At 27.3% G+C, this 13,930-nt stretch carries 10 protein-coding genes; 8 read left to right on the top strand and 2 right to left on the bottom strand.

All coding sequences use genetic code 11. The features are described 5' to 3' along the window. Window positions 1-149 precede the first annotated feature (149 nt). The 4 genes from pulA to HMPREF1092_RS11500 all read left to right on the top strand — a co-directional run bounded on the left by pulA (window position 150) and on the right by HMPREF1092_RS11500 (window position 6,686). On the top strand, window positions 150-2,129 hold the full coding sequence (gene pulA, locus HMPREF1092_RS11515; protein ID WP_002598848.1) for a type I pullulanase: 1,980 nt from the start codon (window positions 150-152) through the stop codon (window positions 2,127-2,129). A gap of 24 nt (window positions 2,130-2,153) precedes the next feature. After that, the gene (locus HMPREF1092_RS11510) at window positions 2,154-3,134 is read left to right on the top strand and encodes an ROK family protein (protein WP_002598847.1); all 981 of its coding nucleotides are present in this window, start codon (window positions 2,154-2,156) and stop codon (window positions 3,132-3,134) included. Between the two features lie 299 nt (window positions 3,135-3,433). Continuing rightward, entirely contained in the window at window positions 3,434-5,002 is a 1,569-nt protein-coding gene (locus HMPREF1092_RS11505) for a nitrite/sulfite reductase (RefSeq protein ID WP_002598846.1), read from the top strand. Between the two features lie 238 nt (window positions 5,003-5,240). Further along, window positions 5,241-6,686, top strand: coding sequence for an NADP-dependent glyceraldehyde-3-phosphate dehydrogenase (locus HMPREF1092_RS11500; RefSeq protein ID WP_002598845.1), 1,446 nt, complete (start codon window positions 5,241-5,243; stop codon window positions 6,684-6,686). Window positions 6,687-7,082: 396 nt separating this feature from the next. Here the strand turns inward: HMPREF1092_RS11500 and HMPREF1092_RS11495 are convergent, their stop codons facing one another. Then, entirely contained in the window at window positions 7,083-7,706 is a 624-nt protein-coding gene (locus tag HMPREF1092_RS11495; RefSeq protein WP_002598844.1) for a cell wall hydrolase, read from the bottom strand. 62 nt (window positions 7,707-7,768) lie between these two features. Continuing rightward, window positions 7,769-8,758 carry a hypothetical protein gene (locus HMPREF1092_RS11490; protein ID WP_002598843.1) on the bottom strand — a complete coding sequence of 330 codons (990 nt, stop codon included), beginning with the start codon at window positions 8,756-8,758 and terminating at the stop codon, window positions 7,769-7,771. A gap of 161 nt (window positions 8,759-8,919) precedes the next feature. Between HMPREF1092_RS11490 and cdaA the strand changes: the two genes are divergently transcribed. From cdaA to ptb, 4 genes are all read left to right on the top strand, one after another. After that, entirely contained in the window at window positions 8,920-9,771 is an 852-nt protein-coding gene (gene cdaA / locus HMPREF1092_RS11485) for a diadenylate cyclase CdaA (protein WP_002598842.1), read from the top strand. Then, window positions 9,741-11,099 carry a CdaR family protein gene (locus HMPREF1092_RS11480; RefSeq protein WP_002598841.1) on the top strand — a complete coding sequence of 453 codons (1,359 nt, stop codon included), beginning with the start codon at window positions 9,741-9,743 and terminating at the stop codon, window positions 11,097-11,099. The genes cdaA and HMPREF1092_RS11480 overlap by 31 nt, the downstream gene beginning before the upstream one ends. 15 nt (window positions 11,100-11,114) lie before the next feature. Then, a complete protein-coding gene (locus HMPREF1092_RS11475; RefSeq protein WP_002598840.1) occupies window positions 11,115-12,710 on the top strand; it encodes an NAD(P)/FAD-dependent oxidoreductase in 1,596 nt (531 codons plus the stop codon). 294 nt (window positions 12,711-13,004) lie between these two features. Further along, entirely contained in the window at window positions 13,005-13,913 is a 909-nt protein-coding gene (gene ptb, locus HMPREF1092_RS11470; RefSeq protein WP_002598839.1) for a phosphate butyryltransferase, read from the top strand. Window positions 13,914-13,930: the final 17 nt, after the last annotated feature.

The raw sequence follows: 13,930 nt of genomic DNA, 5'->3' as shown, positions 1-13,930 counted from the left end.
AAATAAATGAATAAAATTTATAATAGATTCTATCAAAATTTTTAAATATGAGAAATAAGAAATATTTATTTGAATATAATCTTAAAAAGATAAGTTTTGATTTAGATATTTTATTTAAAGTTATATAAAAGTATAAGTGAGGAAATATTATGAATATAAAAGAAATTTATTCTGAATATAAAAATAATAAAAGTGAAATTAAAAATATATTTTCTTCTGATGAATTTAAAAAATTATATCATTTTAATGGAATATTAGGTGCTATTTATGGAAAAGAAGAAACTATATTTAGATTATGGACTCCGGTTGCAAAAGAAGTTAAAGTAAAAATTTATGAGAAAGAAGGAAAAAATAATTTTAGATTTTTATTTGAAAAAAAGCTTTCTGATTTAAATGGAATTTTTGAAGGAATTATTTTAGGAGATTTATCTGGAAAGTATTATAGATATGAAGTAAATATAAATGACAAAATTCAAGAAGTGGTAGATCCATATGCAAAAGCTGTTTCTATTAATGGAATTTATGGAATGATAATAGATTTAGAAAAAACAAATCCAGAAGGTTGGATAAATGATATAAAACCAGAATTAAAATCACCTGTAGATTCAATAATATATGAAACTCATGTTAGAGATTTTACAATAGATATAAATTCAGGAGTTAAAAATAAAGGAAAGTTTATAGGATTAATAGAAGAAAATACAAAATATAAAGGTGTATCCACAGGTTTAGAACATCTAAAGGAACTTGGAATAACACATCTTCATTTATTACCTGTATTTGACTATAAAACTGTTGATGAAGAAAAAGAAAGTGGAGAATATAATTGGGGATATGATCCTTTAAATTATAATTGTTTAGAAGGTTCATATTCATTAAATCCTTATAATGGGGAAGAAAGAATAAAAGAGTTTAAAGAAATGATATTAAATTTGCATAAGTCTGGTATAAGAGTTGTGATGGATGTAGTATATAATCATGTATTTCAAGTTGAAAATTCAAATTTTGAAAAAATTATTCCTATGTATTATTTTAGAGAAAAATATGATGGAAGTTTTTCAAATGGGTCTGGATGTGGAAATGAAACAGCATCAGAAAGATCAATGGTAAAAAAATTTATATTAGATTCAATTTTATATTATACGGAAGAATATCACATAGATGGATTTAGATTTGACTTGATGGGATTATATGATATTGATATGATGAAAGAAATAAGAGTAGAATTAGATAAAATTGATAAAAGTATAATTATTTATGGAGAAGGATGGGTTGGAGGAGAAAGCGTATTAGATTATAGTAATAGATCTATAAAAGATAATATTTATAAGTTTGGTCAAATGCAAATAGCAGCTTTTAATGATGATATAAGAGATGCTGTAAAAGGAAATGTATTTGATGAGAATAATAGAGGATTTGCAAGTGGTGGTATAGGGTATTGTGAAAAATTAAAATCTGGAATAGTAGCATCAACAAGACATAATGAAGTTTATTATAAATGGTGGGCAAATGAACCTTATCAAACTATAAATTATTCTTCATCACATGATAATTATACTCTTTGGGATAAATTACAAAAAAGCTTGAATTATGTTAGTGAAGATGAAAAAATAAAAATAAATAAATTAATAGCAACTATTATTCTTACATCACAAGGAATTCCATTTATTCATTCAGGAGAGGAGTTTTTAAGAACTAAAATATCACCTGATGGTAAACTAATAGAAAATAGTTATAATTCTGGTGATAATGTAAATAAATTGGACTGGAATAGGAAAATTAAATATAAAGATGTATTTGAATATTATAAAAAACTAATAAATCTTAGAAAAAATCATAAAATTTTTAGAATGGATAAAATGGCTGAAATTGAGGAAAATATAAGCTTTAAGCATTGTGGTGACAATTTCATATACTATGAAATTAATGGAGAAAACATAAAAGATTATTTTAAAAAATCAATTGTAGTGTATAATGGTTATGAGAGGATTTTAGATTTAGAAATTGAAGGTGGGGAATGGGACTTAATTTTAGATGGAAACGATATAGATGAACAGGGAATATCTAAAATTAAAAACAAGATTTCTATTGATGGTAGAACCGCAATAATTTTAGTTCAAAAGAAATAATTATTTATATGAGGTGATTAAAGCATGCAAAACGGATACTATATTGGTGTAGATTTAGGTGGGACAAAAATCTGTACAGCATTAGTAAATGAGGAAGGAAAAGTTTTTAAAGAAGTTACAGTACCTACTGAAGCTGAAAAAGGTGAATTAAAAATTGTAGAAAATATTAATAATACAATTAAAGAAGTTTTAGGGGATGTAAAAATAGAAGAAGTATTAGCAATTGGAGTAGGATCACCAGGACCATTAGATGTTAAAAATGGACTTATAGTAGAAACTCCAAATTTACCATTCAAAAACTTTAATATAGTTAAAGCTATAAAAGATGTATATAATACAGAAGTATTTTTAGATAACGATGCCAATGCAGCAACATTAGGAGAATTCGTATTTGGTGCAGGAATGCTAACTACAAATATGGTATATGTAACAGCTAGTACTGGTGTAGGTGGAGGAGCTATTCTAAATGGAAGAATTTTTAGAGGAAGCACTTCAAATGCAGTAGAAATAGGTCATACAACTGTAAATATTCATGGTAGAAGATGTGGATGTGGAAACAGAGGATGTGTAGAAGGAATATCATCAGGAACTGCAATAGCTAAAACAGCTAATGAAGCAGTTAAGAGTAATGTTCCAACATCACTTAAAAATTATGATGTAGTTACTTCAAAAGAAGTATTTATAGAAGCCGCTAAAGGTGATAGAGTTGCAAAAGAAATATTAGATGAAGCTTTATCATACTTAGGAATTTTATTCGCTAATTTAGCAAATTCATATGATCCTGATATGATAGTATTAGGTGGTGGAGTTTCAAATGGTGGAGACATTGTATTTGAAAAAATAGCTGAAGAAATGAATAGAAGAGCATTAAAACCAATAAGAGAACATTGTAAAATAGAAAAAGCTAAGTTAGGTGGAAGAGCTGGAGTTCTTGGAGCAGCAGCTTTAGCAATAACTGAACTTGAACATAAAAATAAAAAAGATGGATATATAATTTATAACTAAAATTTATTTTATAAATGAGATTAGCTAATGAGCATCATTAGCTAATCTTATTTTTTATACAAAAATAAAAATTTTATTTTTACATGTTAAAAATAAGTTATATATAATTAATTAAAGTTTCGTTAGAAATAGAAAATATAATTTTAAAATTTTAATAATATTTAAATAAATTGTTATATTGTGATTATTGTTATATCATTAATATTCGTATAATAGGTAAAATAATATTAAGATTATAAAAGATAATTATTTTACTAATTTAGGAAATAGGGATAAAATTTAATATAGAGGTGATTAGTTTGAAAAAGCAATTAATAAGTAATGAACTTAAAGAAGTATTAAGAGAAGAAATTAGAGTTTTTAGAGAAAAGGGACATAAATTTTTAAATAAGGAATTAACTGTACCACAATTCAAATCATTATCAGGTGGAATGGGATCATATGCACATAGAGGTGGTAAAGAATTTATGATCAGATTAAAGACACCTTCAGGAGTAATTTCAAAAGAAGACTTTAATCAAATATATGATTGGGCAGTTAAATATAAAAGAGAGTGGATACATCCAACTACAAGAGAAGCAATCCAATTTCATGGAATGACAATAGATGAAGTATGCGATTTAATGGAAGAAGCTTTAGATTATGGAATATATAGTAGAGGTTCAGGAGGAAACTTTCCAAGAAATGTAGCCATATCTCCACTTGCAGGAGTTTCAAAAAATGAAGCTTTTGACGTTAGACCATATGCTGAAAAAGTAAATGAATATATAATGAATAGAGTTAATCAATACAAGTTACCAAGAAAAATAAAAGTAGCAATGTCATCAGATAGAGTTGCAGAACCACATAGTACAACAACAGATTTAGGATTTATAGCTGTAAAAGAAAATGAAAAAGATATGTTTAAACTTTTCATTGGTGGTGGACTTGGTAGAAACCCAAGAAAAGGTGTAGAATTCCCAGAACTTGTAGACCCAATGGAAGTTGTATATTACTTTGAAGCATTAGTTAGACTTTTCGTAGCTGAAGGTGATTATGAAAATCATGGTAAAGCTAGAATAAGATATATAGTTGAAAGAATGGGAGAAGAAGAATTTATAGCTTGCTATAAAAAACACTTAAAAGAAGTAAAAGATAGCGAAGATTTAAGCTTTACTTTTGAACCAAAAATAATAACAAAATCTGGAATAAAAACTTCAACTATTGATAATAGATTAATAGAGCAAAAGCAAGAAGGACTTTATGCAGTTTATTTCCATCCTGAAAAAGGAATATTAGAAACAAAACTTTTAGGTGAATTATTAGAACTTACTAATGAAATGGAAGAAGTAAGTTTTAGAATTACTATGAATGAAGGATTATATATTATAAACCTAAATGGAGCAGAAGCTGACAAAGTTTTAGAATTCACAAAAGGTAAAGGTGGAGAACTAAAGGTTATGCAAAGTGTTTCATGTATAGGAGTTCCAATATGCCAATTAGGAATAGGCAATAGCCAAGGATTAGTTTCTTCTATAATAGATAAATTAAAAGCAGAAAAAATAGATAAAGACTTACTACCAATTATTCATGTATCAGGATGTGCAAATTCATGTGGTGTCCATGAGATTGGGCAAATCGGATTTACAGGTAAGACAAAAAGAGTAAATGATGCTCCAAGAAAATGTTTCGAATTACATGTTGGAGGAAAATTTGAATTAGGTAATACTGAGCTTGGAGACATATATGGAGATATGTTAGAAGAAGAAATTCCAAACTTCATATATGATTTATATAAAGTGTTAGCAAAAGAAAATAAAGCTTTTGAAGCTTGGTATAAAGATAATAATGATTCATTTAAAGAATTAGCAAATAAATATTTAGTATAATGATTTAGCTTCATAGCCAATTAAGGTTATGAAGCTATTTTTTTCTAAGTATAAAGAATTTAGTAATGGTAAAAATAAATATGAAGATGTACAAGATGTATATTAAATGTACAAAATATATACTAAATGATAAAAAAATATTAATGTTGACTAAACTTATCGGATTAGTATAGATTTTTTTTTTAGAGTGATATATAATCTAGTCAGATAATACAAATTATCATAAGGAGGAATGATTATGTTTAACACAGAAGAAAACATTTATGGAAATCTTTTAAATGGAAAATGGATACATAATAAAGAAAATTTAATACATATAAAATCTCCTATAAATGGGGAACTAGTAGGATCTATTCATGCTATGAGTAGAGAAGAAGTAGATGAAGCAATTAATATAGCAAAGAAAGCTCAAAAAGAATGGGCACTTGTACCTACTAATGAAAAATCAAAAATTTTACATAATGTTGCAGATCTTTTAGAAGAAAGAGCAGAAGAAATAGCTAAAATTATGGTTCTTGAAATAGCAAAAGATAATAAGAGTGCAATTTCAGAAGTAAAAAGAACTGCTGATTTTATTAGATTCACAGCAGAAACTGCCGAAAATATAAAAGGAGAATCATTACCAGGAGATTCATTCCCAGGATTTAAAAATGATAAAATATCTATAGTAACTAGAGAAGCTTTAGGAGTAGTACTGGCAATTTCACCATTCAATTATCCAGTAAACTTAGCAGCTTCCAAAATAGCTCCAGCATTAATGGCAGGAAATTCAGTTGTATTTAAACCAGCAACTCAAGGAGCAATATCAGGTTTATATCTAGCAAAAGCATTTAAAGATGCAGGACTTCCAGATGGATTAATAAATACTATAACTGGTAGAGGTAGTGAAATTGGAGACTATGTTGTAACACATAAAGATACAGATTTTGTTAACTTTACTGGAAGTAGTGAAATTGGTAAAAGAATTTCAAGAATAACTGAAATGAAACCAATTTTAATGGAATTAGGGGGAAAAGATGCTGCAATAGTTTTAGATGATGCTGATTTAGATTTAGCAGCTAAAAATATAGTTGCGGGTGCATTCTCATATTCAGGACAAAGATGTACAGCTGTAAAAAGAGTTTTAGTAACTGATTATGTAAGTGATACTTTAGTTGAAAAAATAGTTGAAGAAATGAAGAAAGTTACTTATGGAAGTCCTTTAGAAGGAAACTTTACGGTAGGACCATTAATAGATACAAAATCAGCTGATTTTGTAGAAGGATTAATAAAAGATGCAGTTGATAAAGGTGCAACTCTTCTTGCAGGAGGAACAAGAGAAGGAAACATTATAGCTCCAACTCTTTTTGATAATGTAACTGTAGATATGAGAATTGCATGGGAAGAACCTTTCGGACCTGTTTTACCAATAATAAGAGTGAGAAATATGGAAGAAGCAATTAAAATAGCAAATGAATCAGAATATGGATTACAATCATCTATATTTACAAAAGATATAAATAAAGCATTTTATGTTGCAAGTAAATTAGAAGTTGGAACTGTTCAAGTTAACAATAAAACTGAAAGAGGACCAGACCACTTCCCATTCTTAGGAGTAAAATCATCAGGTATGGGAGTACAAGGAATAAGATATTCAATAGAGGCAATGTCTAGAGTTAAAGCAACTGTTATTAACCTAAAATAGTAAATTTATAGTGTTTTATATAAATAATTTAACTTAAAATACACATGGATAATTTATTAAGAACTTAAAAGTTTTAAATGATTATCTATGTGTTTTTTTATTGAAATAAATTATAGATAAACTATAAAATAAATATATAATTTGTTATAAGAATAATTAGTTTGAAGTTCTATTTCACTTAAATGAATTGTTTAATGAAATTGAGGTACAATATTTTGATATGTTTTGAGTAATAAATGTTATATTAGTTTTGATTGGATTATAATTGATACAATAGTTTTATTAGGATTAATTATAATGTTTTCGAATAAATTTTTAGTACAAAAAAGTTAAAAGAAATTGCTTAAAATTAAAGACCACATACTTAATATTAAGTATGTGGTCTTTTTTACATTTTTAATGTTTAAAAAATGTATGATTTCCGATTACTTTAGAATCTTTTTTTGTTGTTTCTTTCATCCAACTACAAGTAGCTATTGAAGGATTATAGTAGAATAATGCTTCATTAGTTGGATCTTTTCCACGAATTGCTTCGTAAACAGCTTCATAACAAGATTCATTTGTCTGGGTATCTAGTTTTCCATTAACTACACATGAAAACGCATTTTTTTGGAAAATTACACCTTCAATTGTATTTGGAAATTTTGGACTCATAACACGATTTAAAACTACAGAAGCAACTGCTATTTTACCTTGAAATGGTTCGCCTCTGCTTTCTGCATAAACTAATTTAGCCATTAAATCTATGTCTGACTTTGTTATTATTAGTTGAGAACCTTTATGGTTAAAAACTTCTATTTCATTATTTTTGTTTTCAGATTTTACAGCTACACTTGAAGGTATTGCTTTTTCCTCTTCAAGATTAAAAGCTATTTTGCTAATAAATGGTTCATTACTATATAAGCCTTTAGAAGTTAAAGTTTCTATATCAGTAAATTTTAATTCAGCAGCTGAAACTGATATTGATTTACCTCCAAGTATTAATATAGATAGTAAAAAAAGACTGAAAAATTTTTTCATAAAAAACCTCCTTTTTACAACCCAGTCCAAAATATATTATTGACCAAATTAAAAAATTTATACTATTTATTCTTTAATTTATCAATATTGGTTAATAAATCATCGTAGAATTGTAAAAAGTCATTTCTTTTGCTGAAAGCTGAATCATAAAGATTTTGAGTATCTGATTTGTTAGATAATTCTGCATTAACAGCATTTAATAAATTATCAATATAAAGATCATAAGAGTTTATGCAACTTTCTAGACTTTCAGAAATGACCTTTGCTGAATCAGGAAAAGATAGCATATAGTATTCTTCTGCAATTTTTGAAAAAATATTCTTTTTATTTTCTATATCTAATAAAAGTGTTGCTAAATTCCTATTATTTTCTCTTATATTCTTTATAGCTGGTTGTAAGTCTTCTTTTATTGAATTAAATTTATTAGTAATATCTGATAGTTTTAGTAAAAAATCTTTTTCTGAAGAATTTGAGATTTCATTTAATGCATTTAAATTTGAAAGTGTTTCAAAATAATTATAAGTATTTCTAAAGAAACTTAAAGAATTATTAGAAATAGGCGTATTTATACCAAATACTTTTAGTGTCTCTAAATCATCTAAATATAATGATAATGTATTTTTGAAATTATTAACCTTTTTATTAAGTTCATCACTGTCAGGAGACATGTACATTGATAATGCTTGATTAGTTAATGATATATTTTTATCTAAGGCTTGATATACTGCATCTTTTACTTTTTGACTACTATTAGATGTTTCAATAGTTAGTAAGTTTTTCTTTGCAATATCTAAGTTAGATGTAACTAGAGGAAGCATATTTTTAGATACATCAGTATTGACACTATCATTTTCAATACCTTTAGCAAGGTCAGTATTTATCTTATTAATCTCAGTGCAAATATTATTCAAATTACGAATATCTGAATTTTGTGGATTAAGTTTTGTAATAATGAGCAACATTATAGGTATTAGGACAATTATTGAAGCAAAAGATAATGCTTTAAAATTCTCTCTAATGATAGTTTTGGCATTATTTATAAAACTTGACATTTAAAAACCTCCTTTTCATAATCTTATAAAAGTAATCTCATAAGATTATATTAAGGTTTGAGCTAAAATATTATAAAATTTAAAAAAAAGTAGTATCATTTGTGTGAAGACATAGAATATTTAGTGTATAATTAACGTGAATAAGATATGAGGTGAAAGCTGTGCAAGATTTTTTTCTAGGAACTTTAAATGCAATCAGAAATATTTCTGTATGGTCCATTATAGATATATTAGTAGTTTCATATATATTTTATAAAGGATACATGCTAATAAAAGAGACAAGAGCAGAACAATTATTGAAGGGTATTTTGCTTATAGTAGCATTAATACCAATAAGTTATATTTTAAGATTAAATATGTTGTATTTTATCTTAAATAAGACTTTAACTATTGGAGTTTTATCTGTAGTTATAATATTCCAACCTGAGATTAGACGTGCTTTAGAGCATTTAGGGCAAAGTGCGTTTAATGATATGTATAGTCCAAGAGATTCAGAAACAACAGAAAAAATGGTTGATCAAATAGTTATAGCTGTACAGAATTTAGCAGAAACTAAAACAGGAGCATTAATAGCTATTGAACAAGGTACTGGACTTGGAGAAATATTAGAATCAGGAACAATAATTGATGCTGAAATAAGCTCAGCTTTATTAGAAAATATATTTGTTGTAAATACTCCGCTTCATGATGGAGCTACTATTATAAGAAATGATAGAATACATGCTTCAGGATGTGTACTTCCTTTAACCTCTGATAATACAATAAATAAGAAACTAGGAACTAGACATAGAGCTGGAATAGGGTTATCAGAAAACTCAGATGCTTTAGTAATTATAGTTTCAGAAGAAACAGGAGTTATATCATTAGCTATAAGAGGAAGATTAACAAGAAATTATGATAAAGATAAGTTAAAGACAACTTTAATGAATATAATGGAGCAAAAATCAAGTACTAGAAAAACAGCAAGTGAGAAGGTGAAATCATGGATAAAGGATCTGCAAAAGAAAGATTAATAATTAAACTTGTATGTGTTTTGTTATCTTTTTGTCTTTGGATATATGTAAATAATGTAGAGACAACAGTAAAGACATATACTTTAAAAAATGTTCCAGTAAAATTGGTAAATGTTGAAGCTTTAAAAAATTATGGATTAGCATTATCACCTGGACAAAAATTTGAAGTTAATCTTAATTTAGAAGGGCCTTCGAAATATATATATTCAGTTAATCAAAATGATTTTACTATACAAGCTGATTTAAGTGAATATGCACTTAAAAATGGAGAAAATAATATACCAGTTCAAATAATAAATTATCCTCAACAAGTAAATATAAAAAATAATGGATATTTAATTGTTAAGGTTAAGTTAGAGCCGCTAGAACAAAAAACTTTTGATACAGTTTCAGATGTAAATGTAACTTTTGCACCGAATGTTTATAAAGATTCTATAAATTTTACATCAGAAAAGGTTGAAGTATCTGGACCTCAAAGTGCAGTTAATAAGGTTAAAACAGTAGCTTTAGTAGGTTCATTAGATAATGTATCAGAGTCAATGGTTAGAAGTTTTAAATATGAGGCTTTAGATGCTAACAATAATGTAGTTAAAGATGTAACATTAAGTAAAAGTTCAGGAGAATTATCAGTATTAACTAATACAGGTAAAAAAGTTAATGTTGTAGCTGAATTTAAGGGACAATTGCCAAATGGAATAACATTATTAAGTACAGAGATATCCCAAAATTCTGTAAATATAGTAGGGGATAAAAGTGCATTAGAGGGGGTTTCAACATTAAAGACTGAACCTATAGACTTAACTAATATAACAGGAAATACAAAGAAAACAGTTCAAATAGTTCTTCCAAGTGGAGTTAAAGTTGCAGGTGGAAATAATACTGTAACGGTAAATATTAATGTATCAGGGAATACTAGTGATGTAGATAAAAATACACAAGAAAATAATAACAATAACAATAATAATAACAATAATAATAGTAATAATGCTAATAATAACAACAGTAATAACAATAATACTACTAATAATAGTAGTAATAATAATGTGGTTAAAAGTTTAGATATTCCAATTTCTTATACTGGATTACCTCAAAATTTAATATTGAAAAATAATCCTAGTACAGCAACAATAAAAATTACTGGTTCTCAAGATTTAATCAATAGTATAAGTCCAAGTGATTTTAAGGGAGTTGTAGATTTGAGTAGTTATACAAATCCAGGATCTTATAAAGTTGAACCTAAAATAACCACTAGTAAAAATGTTGTAATTGAAAGTATTCCCGATTTAAGCATTACTTTAGACAAAAAGGATGCAGAAAAAAAACAATAAAATTAGGAGAAACTTATGACAATTAGAATAAATAATATTACGTTATCAATTGATGATGATATGAGTTTAATTAAAACTAAAGCATGCAAAAAGATAAAAGTTGCTGAAAGTAATATAAAAAGCTTCAAAATACTAAAAGAGAGTATTGATGCTAGAAAAAAAGACAATATAAAGTTTAATTATTGTGTAGAACTTAATTGTGATAATGAAGAAAAAATAGTAAAAAGAGCAAAAGACAATAATGTAGTAATTGATTCTTATAAAGAAGAAAAAATAGTTTTTGGAAATAAGGAATTGAAAACTAGACCAGTAGTTGTAGGATTTGGACCTGCTGGGATTTTTGCAGCACTTACTCTTGCGCAAAATGGGTACAAACCAATTGTTTTTGAAAGAGGAGAAGATGTTGATAAAAGAACTAAAACTGTGGAAAAATTCTGGAGTGATGGGACTTTAAATTTAGAATCAAATGTTCAGTTTGGAGAAGGAGGAGCAGGAGCTTTCTCAGATGGAAAATTAACAACTAGAATAAAAGATAGAAGATGTAGTTATGTTTTAGAAGAGTTAGTTAGAAATGGAGGACCAGAAGAGATAATTTATTCTGGTAAACCACATATAGGAACTGATATACTAAAAATAGTAGTAAAAAATATAAGAGAAGAAATAAAAAGACTTGGCGGAGAAGTTCATTTTACTTCAAAACTACAAGATATTAATATATCAAATGGAAAACTGAAGAGTATATTAGTCAATGGAGATGAAATCCAATGCGAAAGACTAATTCTTGCAATTGGGCATAGTTCAAGAGATACTTATGAAATGCTACATAGGCAAAATATATTTATGGAGCAAAAACCTTTTGCAATAGGAGTTAGAATAGAACATCCTCAAGAAATGATAAATGTATCTCAATATGGAAAATTCGCAAATCATCCAAGGCTTCATTCAGCTGACTATAGACTTACTTATCAAAGTGAAAAGTTTAAAAGAGGAGTATATTCTTTCTGTATGTGTCCTGGAGGAGTAGTAGTTGGAGCTGCTTCAGAAGAAAAAAGATTAGTTTCTAATGGAATGAGTTATCATGCTAGAGACTTAGATAATGCAAATTCAGCTTTAGTAGTAACAGTTGGATCAGAGGATTTTGAAGGAAATCATCCTTTAGCAGGAATGGACTTTCAAAGACATTATGAAAGACTTGCATATGAACTTGGAGGAGGAGATTATAAAGCTCCAGTTCAATTAATAGGAGATTTCTTAAAAGATAGGAATTCAACTAAGCTTGGAAAAGTTATGCCAACTTATAAACCAGGATTTGAATTTAGAGAATTAAAAAATTGTCTTCCTTCATATGTTGTGGAAACAATAAAAGAAGGAATTGGAGTTTTTGATAGAAGAATTAAAGGATATGGAATGGAAGATGGGGTTTTAACAGGAATAGAAACAAGAACTTCTGCTCCAGTTAGAATATCTAGAAATGAAAAACTTCAAAGTATATCTGTAGAAGGGTTATATCCAACAGGAGAAGGGGCAGGTTTTGCAGGAGGAATTATATCAGCTGCTGTTGATGGAATAAAAGCTGCTGAAAGTATAATGAAAGAATTTATAATTAAATAAAAAAATAAATCCTTAGAATAAAAATTCTAAGGATTTATTTTTTTATAGCTAAGAGGTATTTAATATGGTGTTCGTAAAAAGCTGAAGCTTATATCAATATAATATTCAATATATATTGATGTGTTAATAAAATAATAAAATGATTTAATATTCTGAAAATTTGGTGTTTTGATAATTTTTCTGATACAATAAAGCTTAGATATTGTTATAAAATTAACGAAATAAAATTCCAAAAATGTATTATAATGATTAAATTTAATGATTATATGAATAAATGTTAAGAGGTGCAGTAATATGAGTAAGAATTTTGACGATTTATTATCAAAGGTTAAAAGTGTAAAATTAAAAAAGTTATCTGTCGCAGTTGCACAAGATGAACCAGTATTAGAAGCAGTTAAGTCTGCAAAAGAACAAGGAATAGCAGATGCTATATTAGTAGGAGATAAAAAAGCTATAAGAGAAATAGCAGAAAAAATAGGAATGGATTTAACTCAATATGAAGTTATTCATGAACCAGATATAAAAAAGGCAGCACTTTTCGCAGTTCAACTTGTTTCAAGTGGAAGAGCTGATATGGTTATGAAAGGATTAGTTGATACAGCTACTTTTTTAAGAAGTGTTTTAAATAAAGAAGTAGGTTTAAGAACAGGAAAACTTATGTCACATGTTGCTGTTTTTGAAATAGAAGGAATTGATAGATTACTTTATATAACTGATGCAGCATTTAATACTTATCCAGAATTAAAAGATAAAAAACAAATTATCGAAAACTCAGTTTTAGTAGCTCATGCTTGTGGACTAGCTATGCCAAGAGTAGCACCAGTTTGTGCTGTTGAAGTTGTAAATCCAAATATGCAAGCTACAATGGATGCTGCATTATTATCAAAAATGAATGAAAGAGGTCAAATAAAGGGATGTATAGTTGATGGACCTTTAGCTTTAGATAATGCTTTATCAGAAGAAGCAGCACATCATAAAGGAATTGGTGGACCAGTTGCTGGGAAAGCGGATATAATAATGCTTCCAAATATTGAAACTGCAAACGTAATGTATAAATGTTTAACTTATACTGCTAAATCAAGAAATGGTGGATTATTAGTTGGTACATCAGCACCAGTTATATTAACATCAAGAGCGGATTCATTTGCTACAAAAGTTAATTCAATAGCTTTAGCAGCATTAGTTTCAGAATCATTAAAATAATATAAAGTTTTGGAGGA

The sequence above is a fragment of the Clostridium thermobutyricum genome, assembly GCF_000371465.1.
Taxonomy (GTDB): Bacteria; Bacillota; Clostridia; order Clostridiales; family Clostridiaceae; genus Clostridium; species Clostridium thermobutyricum.
This window is presented reverse-complemented; position numbering and strand designations above follow the sequence as displayed.

Bases quoted from the DNA above. Each gene is read 5' to 3' on its own strand.
- HMPREF1092_RS11510 (WP_002598847.1), top strand. From the start codon at position 2,154: ATGCAAAACGGATACTATATTGGTGTAGATTTAGGTGGGACAAAAATC.
- HMPREF1092_RS11500 (WP_002598845.1), top strand. From the start codon at position 5,241: ATGTTTAACACAGAAGAAAACATTTATGGAAATCTTTTAAATGGAAAA.
- pulA (WP_002598848.1), top strand. From the start codon at position 150: ATGAATATAAAAGAAATTTATTCTGAATATAAAAATAATAAAAGTGAA.
- HMPREF1092_RS11480 (WP_002598841.1), top strand. From the start codon at position 9,741: ATGGATAAAGGATCTGCAAAAGAAAGATTAATAATTAAACTTGTATGT.
- HMPREF1092_RS11495 (WP_002598844.1), bottom strand. From the start codon at position 7,706: ATGAAAAAATTTTTCAGTCTTTTTTTACTATCTATATTAATACTTGGA.
- HMPREF1092_RS11490 (WP_002598843.1), bottom strand. From the start codon at position 8,758: ATGTCAAGTTTTATAAATAATGCCAAAACTATCATTAGAGAGAATTTT.
- HMPREF1092_RS11475 (WP_002598840.1), top strand. From the start codon at position 11,115: ATGACAATTAGAATAAATAATATTACGTTATCAATTGATGATGATATG.
- ptb (WP_002598839.1), top strand. From the start codon at position 13,005: ATGAGTAAGAATTTTGACGATTTATTATCAAAGGTTAAAAGTGTAAAA.